The organism is Thalassotalea ganghwensis (assembly GCF_053485795.1).
In genome coordinates, this window is record NZ_JBQRUM010000030.1 from 1 (window position 1) to 20,386 (window position 20,386).

At 40.3% G+C, this 20,386-nt stretch carries 24 protein-coding genes; 15 read left to right on the forward strand and 9 right to left on the reverse strand.

Annotated features, from left to right (window positions below):
• Positions 1–297: 297 nt before the first annotated feature.
• The gene (locus tag ACSLUH_RS18655) at positions 298–1,872 is read right to left on the reverse strand and encodes a GNAT family N-acetyltransferase (RefSeq protein WP_448569835.1); all 1,575 of its coding nucleotides are present in this window, start codon (positions 1,870–1,872) and stop codon (positions 298–300) included.
• Between the two features lie 431 nt (positions 1,873–2,303).
• Between ACSLUH_RS18655 and ACSLUH_RS18660 the strand changes: the two genes are divergently transcribed.
• On the forward strand, positions 2,304–3,353 hold the full coding sequence (locus ACSLUH_RS18660) for a trypsin-like peptidase domain-containing protein (protein ID WP_448569837.1): 1,050 nt from the start codon (positions 2,304–2,306) through the stop codon (positions 3,351–3,353).
• Positions 3,354–3,413: 60 nt separating this feature from the next.
• Here the strand turns inward: ACSLUH_RS18660 and murA are convergent, their stop codons facing one another.
• The 7 genes from murA to mlaF all read right to left on the reverse strand — a co-directional run bounded on the left by murA (position 3,414) and on the right by mlaF (position 8,070).
• Positions 3,414–4,676: a UDP-N-acetylglucosamine 1-carboxyvinyltransferase gene (gene murA, locus ACSLUH_RS18665; protein ID WP_448569839.1), complete on the reverse strand. Its 1,263-nt coding sequence runs from the start codon at positions 4,674–4,676 to the stop codon at positions 3,414–3,416.
• A 24-nt stretch (positions 4,677–4,700) separates the two neighbouring features.
• The gene (locus ACSLUH_RS18670; protein ID WP_448569841.1) at positions 4,701–4,958 is read right to left on the reverse strand and encodes a BolA family protein; all 258 of its coding nucleotides are present in this window, start codon (positions 4,956–4,958) and stop codon (positions 4,701–4,703) included.
• A gap of 40 nt (positions 4,959–4,998) precedes the next feature.
• Entirely contained in the window at positions 4,999–5,295 is a 297-nt protein-coding gene (locus ACSLUH_RS18675; RefSeq protein WP_448569843.1) for an STAS domain-containing protein, read from the reverse strand.
• Between the two features lie 4 nt (positions 5,296–5,299).
• Positions 5,300–5,944 carry an ABC transporter substrate-binding protein gene (locus ACSLUH_RS18680; RefSeq protein ID WP_448569844.1) on the reverse strand — a complete coding sequence of 215 codons (645 nt, stop codon included), beginning with the start codon at positions 5,942–5,944 and terminating at the stop codon, positions 5,300–5,302.
• Positions 5,945–5,958: 14 nt separating this feature from the next.
• On the reverse strand, positions 5,959–6,426 hold the full coding sequence (gene mlaD / locus ACSLUH_RS18685; RefSeq protein WP_448569846.1) for an outer membrane lipid asymmetry maintenance protein MlaD: 468 nt from the start codon (positions 6,424–6,426) through the stop codon (positions 5,959–5,961).
• Positions 6,427–6,487: 61 nt separating this feature from the next.
• Positions 6,488–7,264, reverse strand: coding sequence for a lipid asymmetry maintenance ABC transporter permease subunit MlaE (gene mlaE / locus ACSLUH_RS18690; RefSeq protein ID WP_448569848.1), 777 nt, complete (start codon positions 7,262–7,264; stop codon positions 6,488–6,490).
• Positions 7,264–8,070 (reverse strand): phospholipid ABC transporter ATP-binding protein MlaF, encoded by an 807-nt coding sequence (gene mlaF, locus ACSLUH_RS18695; RefSeq protein WP_448569850.1) that lies wholly within the window; start codon positions 8,068–8,070, stop codon positions 7,264–7,266. Before mlaF ends, mlaE begins: the two co-directional genes overlap by 1 nt.
• A 319-nt stretch (positions 8,071–8,389) precedes the next feature.
• Between mlaF and ACSLUH_RS18700 the strand changes: the two genes are divergently transcribed.
• From ACSLUH_RS18700 to mgtE, 12 genes are all read left to right on the forward strand, one after another.
• Positions 8,390–9,373 (forward strand): calcium/sodium antiporter, encoded by a 984-nt coding sequence (locus tag ACSLUH_RS18700; protein WP_448569852.1) that lies wholly within the window; start codon positions 8,390–8,392, stop codon positions 9,371–9,373.
• Between the two features lies 1 nt (position 9,374).
• Positions 9,375–10,346 (forward strand): KpsF/GutQ family sugar-phosphate isomerase, encoded by a 972-nt coding sequence (locus tag ACSLUH_RS18705; protein WP_448569878.1) that lies wholly within the window; start codon positions 9,375–9,377, stop codon positions 10,344–10,346.
• On the forward strand, positions 10,343–10,891 hold the full coding sequence (kdsC, locus tag ACSLUH_RS18710) for a 3-deoxy-manno-octulosonate-8-phosphatase KdsC (protein WP_448569854.1): 549 nt from the start codon (positions 10,343–10,345) through the stop codon (positions 10,889–10,891). Before ACSLUH_RS18705 ends, kdsC begins: the two co-directional genes overlap by 4 nt.
• On the forward strand, positions 10,888–11,454 hold the full coding sequence (gene lptC / locus ACSLUH_RS18715; RefSeq protein WP_448569856.1) for an LPS export ABC transporter periplasmic protein LptC: 567 nt from the start codon (positions 10,888–10,890) through the stop codon (positions 11,452–11,454). Before kdsC ends, lptC begins: the two co-directional genes overlap by 4 nt.
• Positions 11,420–11,935, forward strand: coding sequence for a lipopolysaccharide transport periplasmic protein LptA (gene lptA / locus ACSLUH_RS18720; protein ID WP_448569858.1), 516 nt, complete (start codon positions 11,420–11,422; stop codon positions 11,933–11,935). The genes lptC and lptA overlap by 35 nt, the downstream gene beginning before the upstream one ends.
• A 3-nt stretch (positions 11,936–11,938) precedes the next feature.
• Positions 11,939–12,670, forward strand: a complete 732-nt coding sequence (gene lptB / locus ACSLUH_RS18725) for an LPS export ABC transporter ATP-binding protein (protein ID WP_448569859.1) — start codon at positions 11,939–11,941, stop codon at positions 12,668–12,670.
• A 59-nt stretch (positions 12,671–12,729) separates the two neighbouring features.
• Positions 12,730–14,229 carry an RNA polymerase factor sigma-54 gene (locus ACSLUH_RS18730; RefSeq protein ID WP_448569861.1) on the forward strand — a complete coding sequence of 500 codons (1,500 nt, stop codon included), beginning with the start codon at positions 12,730–12,732 and terminating at the stop codon, positions 14,227–14,229.
• A 28-nt stretch (positions 14,230–14,257) separates the two neighbouring features.
• A complete protein-coding gene (gene hpf, locus ACSLUH_RS18735) occupies positions 14,258–14,545 on the forward strand; it encodes a ribosome hibernation promoting factor (protein ID WP_448569862.1) in 288 nt (95 codons plus the stop codon).
• Positions 14,546–14,574: 29 nt separating this feature from the next.
• The gene (ptsN, locus tag ACSLUH_RS18740; protein WP_448569864.1) at positions 14,575–15,027 is read left to right on the forward strand and encodes a PTS IIA-like nitrogen regulatory protein PtsN; all 453 of its coding nucleotides are present in this window, start codon (positions 14,575–14,577) and stop codon (positions 15,025–15,027) included.
• 55 nt (positions 15,028–15,082) lie between these two features.
• On the forward strand, positions 15,083–15,937 hold the full coding sequence (gene rapZ / locus ACSLUH_RS18745) for an RNase adapter RapZ (protein ID WP_448569866.1): 855 nt from the start codon (positions 15,083–15,085) through the stop codon (positions 15,935–15,937).
• A 26-nt stretch (positions 15,938–15,963) separates the two neighbouring features.
• Entirely contained in the window at positions 15,964–16,239 is a 276-nt protein-coding gene (locus ACSLUH_RS18750) for an HPr family phosphocarrier protein (RefSeq protein ID WP_448569868.1), read from the forward strand.
• 193 nt (positions 16,240–16,432) lie between these two features.
• Positions 16,433–17,791, forward strand: coding sequence for a magnesium transporter (mgtE, locus tag ACSLUH_RS18755; protein WP_448569870.1), 1,359 nt, complete (start codon positions 16,433–16,435; stop codon positions 17,789–17,791).
• A gap of 36 nt (positions 17,792–17,827) precedes the next feature.
• Here the strand turns inward: mgtE and pmbA are convergent, their stop codons facing one another.
• Complete coding sequence (pmbA, locus tag ACSLUH_RS18760) at positions 17,828–19,171, reverse strand: metalloprotease PmbA (RefSeq protein ID WP_448569872.1); 1,344 nt, start codon at positions 19,169–19,171, stop codon at positions 17,828–17,830.
• Positions 19,172–19,296: 125 nt separating this feature from the next.
• Here pmbA and yjgA point away from each other — a divergent pair, with 125 nt between their 5' ends.
• A complete protein-coding gene (gene yjgA / locus ACSLUH_RS18765) occupies positions 19,297–19,806 on the forward strand; it encodes a ribosome biogenesis factor YjgA (RefSeq protein WP_448569874.1) in 510 nt (169 codons plus the stop codon).
• A 290-nt stretch (positions 19,807–20,096) separates the two neighbouring features.
• On the forward strand, positions 20,097–20,386 hold a 290-nt coding region (locus tag ACSLUH_RS18770), incomplete at its 3' end, for an Ig-like domain-containing protein (RefSeq protein ID WP_448569876.1).

The window sequence follows — 20,386 nt, forward strand, 5'->3', positions numbered from 1 at the left end:
CGTGTTGATCTTTGATGTACATTTTTGCAGCAGTTCATTTGAAGTTTATACAAGACAGAGCCTATGTCATGTGGTTATTCCCCATAAATAGGCAATAACGAAGTAGAAATTTCAAATGGGCGCTGTCTTCGTTTAAACATGATTTACGCTGAGTGATTAAATGACGCTAATCAAAGCAAAAAAGGTCCTACTCAGGACCTTTTTACATTCAACTCACAGGTCGCATCGTTTTCATTAGATTAACCACCCGAAACAGCATTTAAAATGCCATAAAAACAAGGTGATGTACCATGACCCTTAATCGTTACGTTTCTTTTTACTCTCTTCATTTCCTTGCCAACTAATATGATAGAGATCGCGGCGTCGGTCTAAATAGTTCCTTACTGACCCCTCGTTTCGTAATGAATTTAGCTTTTCTAAATCAAGGTCGACAATTAACGTCATTTCGGTATTAGGCGTCGTTTCCGCCATAATCGCATCATGTGGGAAAGAAAAGTCTGATGGCGAAAAAACCGCAGATTGCGCATACTGTATGTCCGCTCCATCGACATTAGGAAGGTTTCCAACACTTCCGGCTATTGCAACATAACACTCATTTTCAATAGCCCGAGCTTGCGCACAACAACGAACGCGAAGATAGGCATTTTTTGTATCGGTCCAAAAAGGTACAAACAATAATTGCATCCCCTGCTCTGATTGTAGGCGAGCTAACTCTGGGAACTCGATGTCATAGCAAATTAAAATACCAATTTTACCAAAATCTGTATCAAATACACTCAAACCATCCCCACCTTGCATAATCCACGCATTCTTTTCGTGTGGTGTAGGATGTATTTTATATTGCGACTCTATCGTGCCATCTCGGCGACAAAAATAGGCGACGTTAAATAACTGTTTATCTTCGATCACGGGTAAAGAACCGGCAATAATATTGATGTTATAGCTTACAGCAAGGCGTGATATAGCCTCAATAATTTGTCCGGAGAATTCAGCTAGCGCTTTGATAGAATCAATGGAATCGGTATGCTTTTCTATCCCCATCAATGGTGCGTTAAACAACTCCGGTAATAACGCCAGGTCACATTGATAGTCAGATAATGCATCAATAAAAAACTCTACCTGTTGAATAAGTTCTTCAAGGGAGTTTAAAGGTCTCATTTGCCATTGAACACAGCCAACACGAGCCGTTTTTTTTACGGCGCCAAATAGAGGTGACTTATCATTTTCGTAGTATAAGTTAGTCCATTCCAATAAGGTAGCATACCCTTTTGATTCCTTATCTTCAGGCAAATATGCAGTAAGGACTCGCCTTACTTCAAAGTCATTTGAGAGCTGAAAGGTCAAAATAGGGTCATAAATCTCTTTCTTTTTAACAAGCTCAATGTACTTTTGTGGCGACATTTTATCAGCATGATATTGATAATTCGGTATACGACCACCGGCAACAATCGATTTAAGATTTAAATTTTCACATAATTCTTTTCTCGCCTCGTAAAGCCTACGCCCTAGTCGCATGCCCTGGTAGTCAGGATGCACAACAACCTCTGCTCCATATAAAACATCACCTTGAGGATCATGTGTGGTTAAGTAAGCATCACCTGTGACTTGATTATAAGTATGGTGATCACCAAATTTTTCATAGTCGACAATAAGTGAAAACGCCGCAGCAATCACTTTACCGTGATCTTCAATACATATTTGACCTTCAGGAAAATTGGCCAATTGCGCCTTAAACTGTTTTTCAGGCCAGGCACCACCCATATCAGGATAAACTACATCCATAATATCTTTGAGATCAGCATAGTCACTCAACTTCAGGTTGCGCAAAGTTAACTTATGCTCGGAACTCTCAATAACAATGTTGTCGTCCATTCTCATTAATACCTTAAAATTTAACGCTATAGATTTTAATAGTAGTGTTTAACTCTTTTGTATTCCAAAAAATGTTGCTGATTCATCATAAAAGCGCCATTGATTATTGAAACAAATTTATTGTTATGATTTCAATTTTACAGCTAAAACGGTATGGTCAAATATCAGCTAGTACAACCAAAAAATCAGATGAAACCAGTGAGTGTTTATCTAACGTTCTACGACGTTATCTTCTATGTACTACTATCAAAAATTAAGAAATTAGATAAATGTTAGATGTGTTTTTTATACAAACCTGAGGTTAAGATAGAAGTGGCCAAATAAATACATACCCTGGTTAACACTGATCACGAAAAGGCAGTTCATTCTGCCCTGTAGTTAGGTTATGATAACCAACAAGATAATAATAATCGCCAAAAGGCGCAATTCATTTGAATATCAAAAGCTCGATAAAATACGTAATAAATTCAGCAAGCTACGGAGTTATCTTTGCAGTTGTTTTACTCGTATTGCTTCCTGAATTAAGACAAAGCAACGATAGCTGGTGGAATATTTTTTCTCCCGCAACGAATAATGAGCAACCGCTGTCATACGCGCGTGCGGTTAGTCTATCGAGCCCAGCCGTTGTCAATATTTACTCTGATAAAATCCAAAGTGCTTTTAACTATAATCGCGGACAGCGCACGACTGCACTTGGCTCGGGCGTAATTATGGATCCAAATGGGTATATTTTAACTAACTATCACGTTGTTCAGAACGCAGATATTATCGGGGTTGTATTACAAAGTGGCATTGACTATCACGCTGAACTTATCGGCTATGACATCTATACCGACCTTGCGGTATTAAAAGTTAACGCCACAAACTTGCCCACTATCCCTCAGGATCAAAACTTAGTGTCCAATGTCGGTGACGTTGTACTTGCTATCGGTAATCCTTTAAATCTTGGCCAAACCGTGACCCAAGGCATTATAAGTGGCACTGGCCGAAATGGCCTCAGTAGTACCAGCTATCAAGAGTTTATTCAAATGGATGCCGCCATTAACGAAGGAAATTCAGGTGGCGCTTTGGTTAATACCAACGGAACGTTAGTGGGTATTAATTCGCGTAAATTTATTAACCCACAATTGGGGATTCAAGGAATTTTCTTTGCAGTCCCTTATAAACTCGCCTACAAAGTCATGTTACAAATCATTGAAAATGGAAGAGTTATTAGAGGTTGGTTGGGAGTTAGCACTAACTCGGTTTACAATTTGTCGAAAGGCTTTATGATCGAGAGTGTCCAGCCAGGAAGTCCCGCGCAACTTGCTGGTATACAAGCAAATGACGTCGTTTATCAAATCGATAATATTGAAATTCACTCAATTAGCCAAGCACTTGATATTGTAGCAGAAACGAAACCTGGCACTGTACTGAACTTCAAACTCTATCGAGGCGAAATGTCGATAGACCTACCAGTGACGATACAAGAAAAGAGATAAAGAAAAGCCAGAGATTAGTCTGGCTTTTGGCTAAAAATCAAACCTTACATCGATTCCCTATTAACTCGCACTGACTCTAACAATATTAGCGCCTAAGCCTTGCAATTTGTCTTCTATTGCTTGGTAACCTCGGTCAATATGGTAAATACGGTCAACCCTTGTTTCCGTTGTTGCCACTAAGCCTGCGATAACTAAACTTGCCGATGCGCGTAAATCTGTTGCCATTACTTGTGCCCCCGTCAGTTTTTCAACCCCCTTGGTCAAAGCAATATTACCTTCTAGAGAGATATCGGCCCCCATCCGTTGAAGCTCTGGTACATGCATAAAACGATTTTCAAAAATAGTTTCTGTTGTTGTCGCAGCCCCCTCTGCAATCGCATTTAGCGCGACAAACTGTGCTTGCATATCTGTTGGAAAAGCAGGATGTGGAGCTGTTTTAATATTAACGGCTTTAGGGCGTTTATCCATTGATAAGCGGATCCAATCATCTCCTGTCGTAATCGTGGCACCGGCTTCCTGCAATTTACTTATCACAGCATCTAAGGCATGGGGATCGGTATTTACGCATTTGACATCACCTCGAGTAACCGCAGCCGCCACTAAGAAAGTACCAGTTTCGATACGATCTGGCATCACTTTATATTCACTGCCTTTTAACGTCGGCACACCTTCAATAGTTAGTGTATCAGTACCGGCTCCTGAGACCTTAGCTCCCATGGCATTTAGACAATGCGCTAAATCAACAATCTCAGGCTCTCGGGCAGCATTTTCAATCAATGTCGTGCCTTCGGCTAGCGCAGCCGCCATCATAAGGTTTTCAGTACCAGTGACACTGACCGTATCCATAAAAATGGTCGCACCTTTTAAACGCCCTTTATTTCGAGCGATGATGTAACCATTCTCTACCTCTATATCAGCGCCCATTAATTTTAAGCCATGGATATGTAAATTGACCGGTCTAGCACCTATAGCACAACCACCAGGCAACGAGACCTCAGCATGACCAAAACGTGCCAGCAATGGGCCAAGTACTAAAATAGACGCTCGCATTGTTTTGACAAGATCATAAGATGCCTTATGTTGATCAACCTGACTGGCGTCAATTTTAACAGAGCTTTCATCCTGCCAACTCACCTTCGCACCTAGCTGAGTGAGCAACTTAAAGGTAGTGTTGATATCATTAAGTTTAGGTACGTTAGAAATGACAATAGGTGTTTCCGACAGTAAAGTCGCCATTAGAATAGGAAGTGCGGAGTTTTTGGCTCCAGAAATGGTAACTTCACCTTTAAGTGGCTTACCACCGGTTATTTTAAATGCGTCCAAGTGTATCTCTTTAATTGTTATTGGTTACAGGGGTAGATTAAACATTTTTTCACGTTGCCAGTCTGATGTGGTGAACGTTTTTATCGTAACGGCGTGGATAGAACCGTCATTGATAGCTGGTGCTAATGGGGCATATATTGCTTGCTGTCTTTTAACGCGAGATAAATCACCTAAAAAATCAGCAACTGCGATAATTGTACATTGTGAGCCATCAAACTTTACGTGAAGTTCATCAAGTTCCAATGCGTTATTAATCAAGTTTTCTATTTGTGAAACGTCCAAAATACTCTCCTAGCAAAACTAATTGCTAGGATTATAGGGGTTATTGGACTGGCAAGAAAGAATCTACCGCAGTTAATTTAGATAAATTGCGTAATTCTTGAGATAAATTCTTAAAATGGATCTGACATTGTCTACCATTAGCAAGTTCTACCAAAGTAAGTAGCCATGCTAACCCAGCCGTATCAACTTTATCAACCGCAGCTAGATCAACCACTAATGTTTGGCCGTCGATAAACTGCTTAGCTTGCTTTTCAAGCGTTGATGTAATCGTTTGCTGAGTTAAATGACCTGATAAGGAAATCAAGTCATTTTCAATTTTTACATCGACCGTCATCATGTTATTAACCTTGTTTGAAAACAATGTCTTTGGCACTTTTTTCAATCAACATCTCAGTGACATGCGGCAACCCTTTTTGACGGATTAAGCTACTAAACTCCGCTTGTTTACTATCCAGTAAGCTCACGCCTTCAGCCACCATATCATAGGCTTTCCACTCATTAGTTTTTTTATTCTTACGAACGCGAAATGAAATATCAATCGGTGGTCTACCGGGTTCAATTACTGCGGTATTAACAGCAACAACATTTCTGTCACTATAGTCTTTTGCCGGCTCAAAAGTAACTTCTTGGTTCTTATATAAGGTAAAGACTTGCGCGTATGACGTTACTAAATATTCTCGAAACGCCTTAGTAAACTCAGCTCGTTCTTCTTTCGTTGTACTTCTGAAATTTTGTCCACCAATCACTTTAAAGGCTGCGTAACGATAATCGATATAAGGTAATAGTTCTTCACGTACAATCGTTTTAAGAATATTAGCATCTTTTTGAATATCATTTTGCTCATTGGCAAAACGCTTAAATGTTAGATCAGCGACCGTCTGAACCAACTTATAAGGATCTTTATTATCAACCGCATAAGCACTCGTACTGATAACAATGATAAGCGCTAACGCTATACTTTTTATTACTTGAAATACTTTTAACATACCTTGCTTCCTATTTAATCGTTACCTTGGCTAAACAAGAACTGACCAATTAACTCTTCCAGCACAAGTGCCGGTTTTGTGTCTTCGATGTAATCCCCGTTGACTAAAGTCCCTATTGATTCATCCATAAACCCGGGTAATAAGCCGATGTATTGCTCTCCAAGCAAGCCAGCAGTCAAAATAGATACTGAAGTTGCTTCAGAGAACTGATTATATTGTGCGTAAATTTCTAGCGTCACCACTGGCGTATAATCGTCAGGATCTAAGCTAATGTTGCTAACTCGACCAACAACGACACCACCAACCTTAATCGGTGAACGAACTTTCAAACCACCAATATTGTCAAATTTCGCATAAAGTTGATACGTCTCACCATTGCCTGATATGCCGCTGTCAGCCACTTTTAGCGCTAACATCAATAAAGCAGCAATACCAATCGCCGCAAAGAAGCCTACCAATAACTCTACTTTTTTCGACACCATGTCTCTCACCAAACTCTTTTAAAAACGAAAACTTCTAATAATAAGACCATTTAAATGATCATCACTTCGTAAACATTAATGCGGTTAGCACAAAGTCTAACGCTAACACTAATAACGACGACTGGACCACGGTTGCAGTAGTCGCCCTACTAATTCCTTCCGATGTTGGTATGCAACTGTAACCTTTATATACGGCTATCCAAGTCACCACAAATGCAAAAACAACGCTTTTGATAAAACCATTTACAATATCTTTTTCAAATGACACCTGCGCCTGCATTACCGACCAAAATGTGCCACTATCAACCCCAAGCCAGTCAACACCGACTAAATGAGCCCCTAATATACCAACCGCCGAAAATATCGCCGCCAATAAAGGTAAACTGATAAAACCAGCCCAAAACCTTGGCGCAATCACTCTTCTTAGAGGATCTACCGCCATCATTTCTAAACTTGATAACTGCTCTGTTGCCTTCATTAAGCCAATTTCTGCGGTCAATGCAGACCCTGCGCGCCCAGCAAAAAGCAATGCAGCAACCACCGGCCCTAACTCTCTAAGTAACGATAACGCAACCATAGGTCCCAAGCTCGCCTCAGCACCGTAGCCTACTAAGATAGTATAGCCTTGAAGTGCCAAAACCATACCAATGAATAACCCTGAGACCACAATGATGATCAACGAGAGTACGCCAACAGAATACAGCTGTTGCATCAACAGTGGATAACCTTTGCGAATATTGGGCCAGTGAAGTAGCGACGAAAGCAACATCAATATTGCGCTTCCCAACCCAGAAACCACAGCGATAACTTTTTGACCTAATAACTGAATCGCTTGCATTACTTCAATCCTTTCCCGATAAGCTCTTCTTGATAAGGTGCGGCATTATAATGGAATGGTACCGGCCCATCAGCTTCCCCTTTTACAAATTGCTGCACTAAAGGAGACGTTTGTTCAATAATTTCGGTAGGGGTTCCCTGACCAATAATCTTTTTCTCAGCAATGATATAAATATAATCAGCAATACTCATGACTTCGGGTACATCATGAGATACAACAACCGAGGTTAAATTTAACGTTTGGTTTAACTCACTTATCAGCCTAACAATAACCCCCATCGAAATTGGGTCCTGCCCTGCAAATGGCTCATCGTATAAAATAAGCTCAGGATCTAAGGCTATCGCTCTAGCTAAGGCAGCGCGGCGAGCCATACCTCCGGAAAGTTCACTTGGCGATAGATTACGCGCACCACGAAGTCCTACCGCCTCTAATTTCATCAAAACCATTTTTTCAATAATACGTTCGGATAAATTAGTATGTTCTCGAATCGGAAAGGCAATATTTTCATAAACCGACATGTCGGTAAACAAAGCACCACTTTGAAAAAGCATACTCATGCGTTTACGCACTTGATATAAGGCCGAGCGCGATAATTTCGGAATATCGTGTCCATCAAATAAAATACTGCCACTTTCAGGCCGTATTTGTCCGCCAATTAGGCGTAATAGCGTTGTTTTGCCAATACCACTAGGCCCCATAATCGCCGTCACTTTGCCTTTAGGGATCGATAAGCTGATATCATCGTATATGACGCGCTCTTCTCTCTTGAAGGTTATATTTTTTATTTCTACTAACGGTTGGGACATAGGTATCTTTTTATGCAACATCACTGTTTATTAATTTGTTAAGTGGACAATTTTACCTTAGCGAGAACGTGACTGCATTAGAAATATCGAAAAAATTGACCAATTAGTGATATAAAAATGAGATAAAAACGTAAGAAAATGTAAGAATTAAACGAATGTTAACGATTAATAGGAGCTATAGATGAGTCAGCGTATAAATATTCTGTCGCGAAATCGAGCCGCAATCGTTTATAATCAATTTTTTTAATCTAATTATCTATTTCCCCTTTTATTTTTACTAACAACCAGCGACAATTTAGCTGTAATTTGGGAGTCGTGAATGTTTGTACAAATTTTTATTCTTTTAGTGTCGTTAATTGTTTTAGTATGGAGTGCCGATAAATTCGTTTATGGTGCGTCGTCATTAGCACGTAATTTAGGTATTGCACCAATGATCATCGGTCTGACAATCGTTGCCATGGGCTCCTCTGCACCTGAGATGATGATCGCCGCAACCGCTTCAATGCAAGACAACCCTAACACCGCTATAGGAAATGCCATTGGCTCTAATATTACTAATATTGCTTTAGTTCTCGGCATCACTGCACTAATGCACCCATTATCCGTATCTTCAATGACGGTAAAACGCGAAATTCCATTAGTATTAGCGATAACTGCACTTGCCTATATTATGCTCTTTGACCATCACTTCAGTTTCACTGAAGGACTAATATTAATGGCTGGATTCGTGCTTTACATTGTTACTTTGCTAGTGATTAGTTTACGTAAAGCCAAGAACAATGAATTAGATGATGCAATGATAATAGAAGCGGAAAGTGAAGTCCCTGAAGCGACAACCACTGGCAAATCAATCATGTGGTTAATCATTGGAATGGCGCTGCTACCTGTAAGTGCAGGCTACCTGGTTGACTCCTCAGTGTTCATCGCCAAAGCATTCGGCATTAGCGACTTAGTGATTGGATTAACCGTTATAGCCATCGGAACGAGTCTTCCTGAACTTGCAGCAAGCATCATGAGTATTATTAAAAAAGAAGACGATTTAGCACTTGGCAACATTATTGGTTCCAACATTTTTAATATTTTAGCGGTGTTATCGCTTGCTGGTCTAATTGCACCTGGCGAAATCGATCAGGATGCGTCATTACGTGATGCGCCTTATATGTTAGGTGTTACCCTGATGTTATTTTTCTTATGTTTTACCCGTCGCTGGGGGAACTTTAGAATTACGCGCCTCAAAGGTTTTGCTTTGGTGTTAACTTTCATTAGCTATCAAGTGCTCTTATTTAGTCAATTAAAGGCTTAATATTATGAACATTAACTTTAAACAACAGGCACTTGAAGTGATCAATATAGAGCAACAAGTGGTTGGTGAACTTGCTGCGTTTATTGATGACAACTTTGCCAGAGCTTGCCAGTCGATGTACGACTGTCAGGGCCGAGTTATTGTTATTGGCATGGGTAAATCAGGCCATGTAGGTGGAAAGATCGCGGCAACATTAGCAAGTACCGGTACTCCAGCATTTTTTGTCCATCCGGGTGAAGCTAGTCATGGTGATTTAGGCATGATCACTAAAGACGACGTGGTATTAACCATTTCAAATTCTGGAGAAACAGGCGAAGTACTAGCGATAATCCCTGTGATAAAGCGCATCGGCGCAACACTTATCAGTATGACAGGTAATCCTGATTCAACATTAGCAACACTTGCCGATAACCATATTTGTATCAAGGTGTCACGCGAAGCTTGTCCGCTTGGTCTCGCACCAACATCAAGTACTACAGCGACTTTAGTAATGGGGGATGCTATTGCGGTTAGTCTGCTCCATGCTCGAGGGTTCACCGCTGATGATTTTGCATTGTCTCATCCAGGCGGTAGTTTAGGTAAGAGATTATTGTTGCGCTTAGCTGATATCATGCATCAAGGTGAACGTTTACCGGTTGTGGGTAGCCAAGCAAAAATCAAAGACGCCTTGGTTGAAATGTCACTTAAAGGGCTGGGAATGACCGCTGTTGTCAATGAACAAGGCGCATTAATAGGCCTGTTTACAGACGGTGATTTACGACGTATTTTGGACGCTAAAATCGACATCCATCAAGATACAATCCAATCAGTGATGACGCGCAATCCTAAAGTCGCGAATAAAGAAATGTTAGCAGCCCAAGCGCTGCAAATTATGGAAGAGAAGAAAATCAATGGCTTAATTGTTGTCGACGAAGACAATGTTCCTATCGGTGCAATGAACATGCACGACTTACTAAAATCAGGAGTATTGTGATGCAAACCTGGTATGGCGATATCGATGAAGATCTGGTGAGAAAATGCAAAAAGATAAAGTTGTTTGTCTGTGATGTTGATGGTGTCTTTTCTGATGGGCGAATTTATTTAGGTAATGACGGCGAAGAGCTCAAAGCATTTCATACTAAAGATGGCTTTGGCATTAAAGCGCTCGGCGCTAACGGAGTAGATGTTGCCGTAATTACGGGTCGTCGTTCAATGATCGTTGAAAAGCGTATGCAAGCATTAAATGTCAAACATATTGTTCAAGGTGAAGAAAACAAACTACCCGCCTTAAAAAATATCATAGAAGGCTTAAACCTTTCACCTGATCAAGTTGCTTATATCGGCGACGACATGCCTGATTATGACTGCATGAAATATGTTGGTCTGGCGATAGCGGTCAATGATGCCCATCCTCAAATTTTGGCTATTTCAGATTATAGAACCACAATTCGGGGGGGCTTTGGAGCGGTTCGAGAGACCTGTGACATTATTATGCAATGTCAAAATACTCTTCAATTGGCTTCTGGTGCTAGTATATGACCCGCACTACCGGACTATTACTCAGTTTTTTCATTGCCGCCTCCTCGATATACTTCTATCTTGAATGGCGACAGGACGCTAACCAAGATCCACAAATTATTAGTGACGATTTAACACCTGATTTTATCGCTGAATCACTTAATAGTAATATTTACAACGCAAAGGGTGAGCTTTCTTATATTATTGATGCTCAACGTATGGAACATTATTCCGAGCTTGCCGTTACCCACTTTGAGTTTCCACAATATACCCTCTATGGCAAAAATAATCCCTCTCCGTGGAAACTTAAAGCCAATGAAGGCACTCTATACAGTAACAACCGAGTCAGGTTAGAAAATCGAGTGACATTATTATCAACGGACGCAGAAAGTTTGATAAACAAAATACATGGACGCTATTTAGAGCTTGATTTAAATACCAATATCATTAGTACTGAGCAAACCATCGTAATTGAAGGAAAAGATTTTACTATGTATGGCTCAGGATTGATCGTAGACTTAAACACTAAACAAATGACGTTGACAGAGCATGTACAAACCATTTTCAAAACGAATCACCCTTAACACACTTTTGCTTATCGGCTCGAGCATTTTCGCTTCCGTTAATGCGGCAGAATTAGATTTAAAGCAAGAGATAAGTATTGATGCCTCTAGGCAAGCAGCAGATTTAAAAAATAAAGTATTTAGTTATATTGATAATGTGGTTATTAGCCAAGGCTCATTGCAAATCAAAGCGGATTTAGTTCAAGTCATTACTGACAACACCACTGGCGAAAAAACGTACTTGGCGAAAGGCAAGCCAGCCACATTTGAGCAAAAGCTTGAAGATGGCACGCCAATCTATTTACAAGCTAACGAAATAAAGTATCAACCTTCAGAAAATATCGTCGTGATTTCAGGTGATGCTGAATTAAGACAGGAAGGTAGTAAAGTCAGCGGCAGTATTATCACCTACAACTTTGTCACTGAACAGGTTAGTGCTGACAGTGAAGCGAATGATCGCGTTAAAACCGTATTACAACCCAAAGAACTTGATAAAAAATAGCCTATGGACAACGCAATTCTCTGTGCAAAAAATTTAGCAAAATCATACAAGGGACGTCGAGTTGTTAAAGACGTTAGCTTGATGGTTAAAGAAGGGCAAATTGTCGGTCTACTTGGCCCTAACGGTGCTGGTAAAACCACCTCATTCTATATGATTGTTGGCTTAGTACCCCACGATGATGGCACAATTGAGCTCAACCAGCATGATATCTCCCTGCTTCCAATGCATGAACGTGCTCGTCAAGGAATTGGGTATCTGCCTCAAGAAGCTTCTATTTTTAGAAAGCTCAGTGTCACTGATAATATTATGGCGATTCTACAAACTCGCAAAGATATTTCCGACATTGAACGTCAAGATAAGCTTGAGCATTTATTAGAAGAGTTTAATATTGGTCATATTAAAGATAATTTAGGGATGAGCTTATCTGGTGGTGAGCGGCGCCGTGTTGAAATTGCTCGGGCGCTAGCTGCAGACCCTAAATTTATCTTGTTAGATGAACCGTTTGCTGGTGTTGACCCAATTTCTGTAGGTGATATAAAAAAAATTATTCTACACTTAAAGCAACGAGGAATTGGTATTTTAATCACAGACCATAATGTACGAGAAACGTTAGATGTTTGTGAACATGCCTATATCGTGAGTCATGGTGAGTTAATTGCGGAAGGAAATTCTCAAGAAATTCTTGCTAATCAGATAGTAAGAGATGTATATCTTGGTGAACAATTTACGTTATAGTATCTATTAACCAGAGTAAAATGAACGTCAATAATAATTATAGGAACCGAAGGAAGTAAATGCGCCCTAGTTTACAGCTCCGTATTGGACAACAATTGACAATGACTCCGCAGTTGCAGCAAGCAATTAAGCTGTTGCAGTTGTCAACATTAGACCTTCAACAAGAAATTCAAGAGGCCTTAGAAAGTAATCCGCTTTTAGAAATTGATGAATCAAATAATAACAATCAAGAGAACGAAAAAGATCACCTAGAAGAAGGTTTTTCAGCGACAAGTTCAGAATCCAAAACTAGCGATGGTAGTGAAGACTCTTCGCCAACCATCGATGAAATTTCAACCACTGAAGCGATGGATAAAACCGATATCCCGGAAGAGCTTAATATCGATACCACATGGGATGAAAGCTTCAGTGCTGGCGTATCAAGCAGTGGTATAGGCAGTGTGAGTGAAGATTACACTTATCAAGGCGAAACCATAGACTCGATTCAAGATCATTTACGCTGGCAAATGGACTTAACCCCTTTTACTGAAACCGATCGCGCCATTGCAACCGCAATAATCGATGCCATTGATGATGCTGGTTATTTAACGGTTAGCGCAGAAGATATTTTAGAGAGTATTGGTATAGATGATGTTGAGCTTGACGAAGTTGAGGCGGTACTAAAACGCATCAATATGTTTGATCCCGTAGGTGTCGGTGCGCGCAGTATAGCCGAATGTTTATTAATTCAATTAAATCAGTTTGACGCACAAACGCCTTGGCTAAAAGAAAGTAAAATAGTCGTTAAAGATTATATCGATTTACTGGGTAATCGTGATTATCGTCAACTAATGCGTAAAACCCGTTTAAAAGAAGATCAACTAAGAGAAGTCATTCGTCTCATTCAATCGCTTGATCCACGACCGGGAGACTCGGTAATAAAAAGTGATGATCAATACGTCATTCCCGATGTATCGGTTGAAAAAAAGAATGGCCGTTGGGTCGTTGAACTTAATCCAGATACCGCACCTAAACTTTCCGTAAATCAACATTATGCTTCTATGGCTCGCTCGATGAAGTCTTCAGCCGACAGTCAATTTATTCGTTCCAATCTGCAAGAAGCAAAGTGGTTTATAAAAAGTTTAGAAAGTCGAAACGAAACTCTTTTAAAAGTGTCTAATTGCATAGTTCAACGACAACAGGGCTTTTTTGAACACGGCCCAGAGGCTATGCGCCCTATGGTTTTAAATGATATCGCTGAAGCGGTCGACATGCATGAATCAACAATTTCTCGTGTAACCACGCAAAAATACATGCATACACCACGCGGTATATTTGAATTAAAATTCTTCTTCTCAAGTCATGTTAGTACTGAAAATGGTGGAGAATGTTCATCAACGGCTATTCGAGCTTTAATTAAAAAGCTGGTCGCTGCTGAATTACCTTCTAAGCCACTCAGTGATAGCAAAATGGCTGAATTATTGGCGGAGCAAGGTATTAATGTCGCACGCAGAACCATTGCAAAATATCGCGAATCATTATCTATCCCTCCGTCAAATCAACGTAAAAGTTTGCTTTAAGTAAACATAACAATAAGGATTTAAGCCCATGCAAATTAATCTTTCTGGTCACCATGTTGAAATTACAGATTCTTTAAGAGATAGCGTTAATACTAAATTCGCAAAACTAGAGCGACATTTTGACCATATCAACAACGTTTATGTGGTACTAACTGTTGAAAAAATTAACCAAATTGCAGAAGCAACCGTCCACTTAAATGGCACCGAAGTGCATGCAAAAGCCGAAAATGGTGATATGTATGCTTCAATTGACAGCTTAGTCGACAAACTTGATCGTCAAATATTAAAATACAAAGGCAAAATTAACCAACATTAACGCTATTAAGTTAGCCGCGTACCCGCATTATGAAGTTACTTGAAATGCTATCGCTGGACTGCACACTATGTGCAGTCCACGCTTCTAGCAAAAAGAAGATTTTAGAACTACTCAGTGAAAAAGCCTCTGAACATCTCAAACAATTTTCCACTTATGATTTATTGGCAAGTTTAATTGCTCGAGAGAAAATGGGCTCAACTGGCATCGGTGGAGGTATCGCAATTCCGCACGGTCGCCTAACAGATACAGAGCAAGCGATCGTTGTCTTAGCAACCAGTGAACAGCCGATTGACTTTGACGCTATTGATAATCGCCCCGTAGACATCTTTGTCGCATTATTTGTTCCCGAACAAGAGTGCCAAGCACATCTAAGTACGCTACAAAGTATTGCTCAACTTTTTAGTGATAAACAATTCTGCAAAGAATTAAGAAAAAGTACAACATCTGAAGAAATGTTTGCACTTATTCAGCAAGCCAGCTAAGTTAGGCAAATAAACCATGTTACTATCGCCCTCAGCTTTTTTATAAGGCATATTCATGAAGTTAACCATCGTAAGTGGTCGCTCCGGCTCAGGTAAAAGTGTCGCGTTAAGAATTCTTGAAGATTTAGGCTATTATTGTGTCGACAACATTCCGGTAAACCTTTTACCTGCTTTAACACATACGGTTATCAACGATTACGAAACCGTTGCAGTCAGTCTCGATGTTCGAAATTTACCTGATGATCCAAACGACGTTTCAGAGATACTTGACTACTTACCAACAACTGTTGAACTCAACATCCTCTATTTAGACGCAGATGACTCTGACCTTATAAAGCGCTTCAGTGAAACCCGTCGTTTACACCCTTTGATTAAGCAAAACATCGCACTTGATCAAGCGTTAAGTTTAGAAAAAAAGTTGTTAGAACCAATTTCTAGTCGTGCTCATTTATATATCAATACCAGTCAACTAACCCCTCATCAGCTTGCAGATCTTATCAGGGAGCGCATTCTTGGCAAAAAGACCGGCAAGATGGTGGTTGTATTTGAGTCATTTGGCTTTAAACATGGTGTACCACAGGATGCTGACTATGTTTTCGATGCGCGATTTTTACCAAACCCATTTTGGGAAAAAGAACTAAAAAGCTATACCGGTTTAGACCAACCCGTGAAAGATTTTTTAGGTGCTCAACCAATCGTGACTAAGTTTATCTGGCAAATTAATAGCTTTTTTATGACTTGGCTACCGCACCTTGAGCGAAATAATCGTAGCTATATTACCATTGCAATTGGTTGCACTGGAGGCAAGCACCGCTCTGTTTATATCGCTGAGCTTCTTGCTAACAATTTAAGAAAAGAGCGCCAAGACGTGCAATCACGACACCGAGATATCGATAAATCATCGACTTAATTTAATAAAGTATCAGTAAAAAGCACATGACACGTTTTGAAAGAGACCTAAAAATCACCAATAAACTTGGCTTACATGCTCGAGCCGCAACCAAACTCGCACAACTTAGTCAAAAATTTAGTGCAACCATTACCGTAGCGCTAGATGACAAAAGCGTTGATGCTAGCAGTATCATGGGCTTAATGTTACTAGCGGGTAGTAAAGGAAAGGTGGTCAAGGTGATCACCGAAGGCGATGATGCAGAAATTGCCCTAAAGGAGGTCTGCCAGTTGTTTAATGATAAATTCAATGAAGCCGAGTAAAGCACTTTTTTCCTTAACCCCCAATTACGTCCTTGATAAATTTTGCTGAAAAAAAAACAATTATAAGATACACTTACCGTCAGCGTTTACAAAAAAACCAGTCTTCAAAAGCAAAACAATAACTAAGTCTGAGATGTGACGCTAAATTCACCAGTAAAATAGTTTTCAATCAATAACGGCACAAGGTAGCAATATGCCGGAAGCGTTAGAACAAGAAAATAGCCATAAAACCCTGCAGCAAGTTAATGAAGCACTTGGCAGCGGGATGTTTGTTTATGTGCGAAAATTACTGCAAAACATGCCGGCGTATGATCTTGCATTAATACTTGAATCTACGCCCTCAAAAAGCCGTACCATTCTCTGGCAGCTCATTGATCCCGATCACCACGGTGAAGTTCTCGAAGAGCTTAATGAAGAAGTACGTAAAGGCATCTTAAAAAATATCCAACCGGAGAAGCTCGCGGCAGTGGCCGAAGGAATGGATATCGATGACTTAGCAGAAGTTCTTAGAACACTGCCTGATACGGTTTATAATGAAGTATTAGCGTCAATGGACTCTCAAGATAGAGGTCGTGTAGAAACGGCGCTATCTTATGAAGAAGACACTGCTGGTGGTATCATGAACACCGATACCATCACCCTGCGCCCCGATGTTACTGTCGATGTTGTTTTACGTTATTTACGCCTTAAAGGCGAACTCCCCGAATCCACGGATTCATTTTATGTTGTCGATCGTCAAAATCATTTTATCGGTTCTGTTTCTCTCGCTGCCATTGTCACAGCGAAACCTGAAGTGATCGTATCAAGCTTAATAGACGAAGAAATAGAAGCCGTGTATGCCGATACACCAGAAAGTGAAGTTGCTCAACTTTTTGAACGATACGATTGGTTTTCAGCACCCGTTATTGACAAAGAGCGCCATCTTTTAGGTCGTATTACCATTGATGACATAATCGATGTTATCAGGGAAGAAGCAGAACACTCAATGCTTAGTATGGCGGGTTTAGATGATGAAGCAGATACTTTTGCACCAGTAGTAAAAAGTACGCAACAGCGTTCAATTTGGTTGGGGGTTAACCTGATCACAGCGTTATTAGCTGTAGCCGTTTCTTCAATGTTTGAAGATATCTTAAGTCAGCTCGCGATATTAGCGATTTTAAATACGCTAGTACCAAGTATGGGTGGTGTCGCAGGCAATCAAACGCTTACGCTTGTCATCCGCGGTATCGCACTTGGTCACGTTGGAGAAAGTAACGCTAAAGCGCTACTTTATAAAGAACTCGCGGTCGGTTTTTTAAATGGCCTGATTTGGGCAATACTCATCGCCGCTGTTGTCGCCATCTGGAAGCAGGATATAATGTTAGGTGGTATCATTGCCTTTGCCATGTTAATGAACATGACCGCGGCAGGTATTGCTGGTGTTGCTATTCCTTTGTTACTAAAACGAATGAAAATTGATCCTGCACTCGCTGGCAGCGTTATTTTAACTACCATCACCGATGTTGTCGGTATATTCGCCTTCTTAGGAACTGCGACTTTATTATTAAGATAATTGCAATAAAGTCGCTAAATGCTTGAGTATCGAGCGTTAGTTACCGGCAACTTGCATTTCTTCGAGCAATAATGAGCCCGTTCTAATACTGCCATGCATGTCAGTGTCAGTGCCTACTGCGACCAAATTTTTAAACATATCTTTTAAGTTACCAGCAATAGTGATTTCAGATACTGGATATTGAATTTGACCATTTTCAACCCAAAAACCTGCAGCCCCACGAGAGTAGTCACCATTGACCACATTGACACCTTGTCCCATCAACTCGGTAACAAGCAAGCCAGTACCAAGTTGTTGTAACATTTTTTCGAAATTACCACCATTAGCTGAGACCAACCAATTATGAATACCGCCAGCATGTCCTGTGGTAGTGAGGCCAAGTTTTCGCGCTGAATAGCTTGTTAACAAATAGGTTGCGAGTTTCCCTTGTTCGATAATGTTTCTATCAATGGTCGCGACACCTTCACTATCAAACGCACTACTTGCCAATGCGGCCTCTATATGTGGGCGTTCTTCAATGGTCAAATGGTCAGGGAAAATAGTCTGACCGATAGCGTCTAATAAAAATGACGACTTGCGGTATAAGTTGCCACCACTAATTGCTGAAATAAAATGCCCCCAAAAAGTGTTGGCTATATCGGCACGAAACATAACCGGTACTTTACGCGTTGACAATTTTTGGCTATGTAAACGCGACAACACTTCTTGCGCCGCTTTTTCACCAACACTTTTGGCGTCATCCATTAAATCAAATTGGCGATTAATGGTATAAGCATAGTCACGTTGCATATCTTCTTTATCATTCGCTATTGCAACACAACTTAAACTATGACGTGAGCTAGGATAGCCTACTAATTGTCCATGACTATTACCGTAAACTTTGAACCCTTCAAAGCTAGCTAACGTTGCACCATCTGAGTTGGTGATGCGCGCATCACTTTTAAGTGCAGCCAATTCACATTCTTTGGCGATATCAATAGCCTGATCAGTCGTTAACGGTTTTGGATGATATAAATTAAGATCTTTAGGCCGCATCGCCAGCAAAGCTTTATCAGCAATGCCTGAAAACTCATCCACTGATGTGTACTTGGCAATATTGACGGCTGCTTGTACCGTTTGTTTCAAAGCACCATCAGAAAGATCAGCGGTTGAAGCACTTCCTTTACGCCCTTGCTGATAGACGGTAATCCCCAACGCACCATCATTGGTAAACTCAACGGTTTCGACCTCTCCCAAGCGCGTGCATACACTTAAGCCTTGTTGCTTGCTCATCGATACTTCCGCGGCATCCGCTCCTAAAGATTTCGCTAATGCTAATACTTCGGCAACGCGCGACTCGACAAGTTCCATTTGATTAATGATGCTATTTGATTCTGCCATTAGGGTGAATATCTCTCTTTAAATATCTCGTCATTGATAAAGTAGCTAACTGACATTGTGGTTTGCTGTGCACAGAATGTTGTATACTAGCCATTATCAATGATTAATTTTTATATATAAGTATTATGCCCGAGTCTGCACATGAATTCGATGAAGAATTCAAAAGTAAAACCGAAATAAAGCGTGAAATGATACAATTGCAAGAATTTGCAATGTCTTTAGTTAAACTTTCTAAGCATCAACGCAGCAAAGTACCTTTTAGTGAAGAGCTTAAAGAATGCCTAATGCTTGCAGATAAAATCAAAGACAAGCCAGAAGCACTGCGTCGTCATGTTCGCTTTATGGCCAAAGTACTTCTAGAAACAGATTTAGCACCAATAAAACAAGCACTGGATGTGATGGCTAATAAGCATCAGCAAGAAAGTACTAAACATATAAAGCTTGAAAATTTGCGTGATCAACTCATCGAAGGTGACAATAATACCGTAGAATCAACGCTTAGTGAGCATACCAGTTTAGAACGTCAAAAATTAAGACAGCTTATTCGCTTGGCAGCAAAAGAAAAGAAAGCAGAAAAACCCGCTAAACACTACCAGCAGTTATTCAGCTATCTAAAAGAGCATGTCAGGCTTTAAAACAACATTGTGTAACAATAAACTGGCAATTAGTGTCGGTTTATTGTTCCCTCTTTATCCCCTCAATTGAAAGCATTTCCCCTGTATTTACTGATTGAAAAGCAAGCATATTGCACAAATGCAACGGACACTTTTCTATGTAACTAATCCTAACGCCGCAAATAACCCACTTGTAAACAAAGAGGTGGCTCTGCATGAGCACAAGTGGCGAATATTAAAAAGCCATCTAAACTTGATAGAGTTCAATTCAAGCATTATGGACATAAGTTCAAATAAAAAAGGACACTTACATGAAAAAACAACTTCAATTTATTCCATTCGCTATACTTTCACTTGGTTTAGCCGCTTGTGGCGGGGGCAGCAGTTCCAGCACTCCTGATACACCTGACACTCCTGTCGATACTAATAATGCGCCAACCGCGACTAATGATAGTGCGAGTGCAACGCTTGGTGAAGCTCTTACTATAGATGTTTTAGCTAATGATACGGACAGTGATGGTGACTCTTTAACCATTAGTGAAGCAACCGCTTCTGATGGTGGTACGGTAACTATTGAAAACAATGCGTTATCGTACACCTC

What these genes read in the sequence shown, in the direction of transcription:
- ACSLUH_RS18675 (WP_448569843.1), bottom strand. Translation starts at nt 5,295, where the DNA reads ATGATGACGGTCGATGTAAAAATTGAAAATGACTTGATTTCCTTATCA.
- ACSLUH_RS18680 (WP_448569844.1), bottom strand. Translation starts at nt 5,944, where the DNA reads ATGTTAAAAGTATTTCAAGTAATAAAAAGTATAGCGTTAGCGCTTATC.
- ACSLUH_RS18730 (WP_448569861.1), top strand. Translation starts at nt 12,730, where the DNA reads ATGCGCCCTAGTTTACAGCTCCGTATTGGACAACAATTGACAATGACT.
- rapZ (WP_448569866.1), top strand. Translation starts at nt 15,083, where the DNA reads ATGAAGTTAACCATCGTAAGTGGTCGCTCCGGCTCAGGTAAAAGTGTC.
- hpf (WP_448569862.1), top strand. Translation starts at nt 14,258, where the DNA reads ATGCAAATTAATCTTTCTGGTCACCATGTTGAAATTACAGATTCTTTA.
- lptC (WP_448569856.1), top strand. Translation starts at nt 10,888, where the DNA reads ATGACCCGCACTACCGGACTATTACTCAGTTTTTTCATTGCCGCCTCC.
- mlaE (WP_448569848.1), bottom strand. Translation starts at nt 7,264, where the DNA reads ATGCAAGCGATTCAGTTATTAGGTCAAAAAGTTATCGCTGTGGTTTCT.
- mgtE (WP_448569870.1), top strand. Translation starts at nt 16,433, where the DNA reads ATGCCGGAAGCGTTAGAACAAGAAAATAGCCATAAAACCCTGCAGCAA.
- ACSLUH_RS18700 (WP_448569852.1), top strand. Translation starts at nt 8,390, where the DNA reads ATGTTTGTACAAATTTTTATTCTTTTAGTGTCGTTAATTGTTTTAGTA.
- ACSLUH_RS18750 (WP_448569868.1), top strand. Translation starts at nt 15,964, where the DNA reads ATGACACGTTTTGAAAGAGACCTAAAAATCACCAATAAACTTGGCTTA.
- mlaF (WP_448569850.1), bottom strand. Translation starts at nt 8,070, where the DNA reads ATGTCCCAACCGTTAGTAGAAATAAAAAATATAACCTTCAAGAGAGAA.
- ptsN (WP_448569864.1), top strand. Translation starts at nt 14,575, where the DNA reads ATGAAGTTACTTGAAATGCTATCGCTGGACTGCACACTATGTGCAGTC.
- lptB (WP_448569859.1), top strand. Translation starts at nt 11,939, where the DNA reads ATGGACAACGCAATTCTCTGTGCAAAAAATTTAGCAAAATCATACAAG.
- yjgA (WP_448569874.1), top strand. Translation starts at nt 19,297, where the DNA reads ATGCCCGAGTCTGCACATGAATTCGATGAAGAATTCAAAAGTAAAACC.
- lptA (WP_448569858.1), top strand. Translation starts at nt 11,420, where the DNA reads ATGTACAAACCATTTTCAAAACGAATCACCCTTAACACACTTTTGCTT.
- mlaD (WP_448569846.1), bottom strand. Translation starts at nt 6,426, where the DNA reads ATGGTGTCGAAAAAAGTAGAGTTATTGGTAGGCTTCTTTGCGGCGATT.
- ACSLUH_RS18655 (WP_448569835.1), bottom strand. Translation starts at nt 1,872, where the DNA reads ATGGACGACAACATTGTTATTGAGAGTTCCGAGCATAAGTTAACTTTG.
- pmbA (WP_448569872.1), bottom strand. Translation starts at nt 19,171, where the DNA reads ATGGCAGAATCAAATAGCATCATTAATCAAATGGAACTTGTCGAGTCG.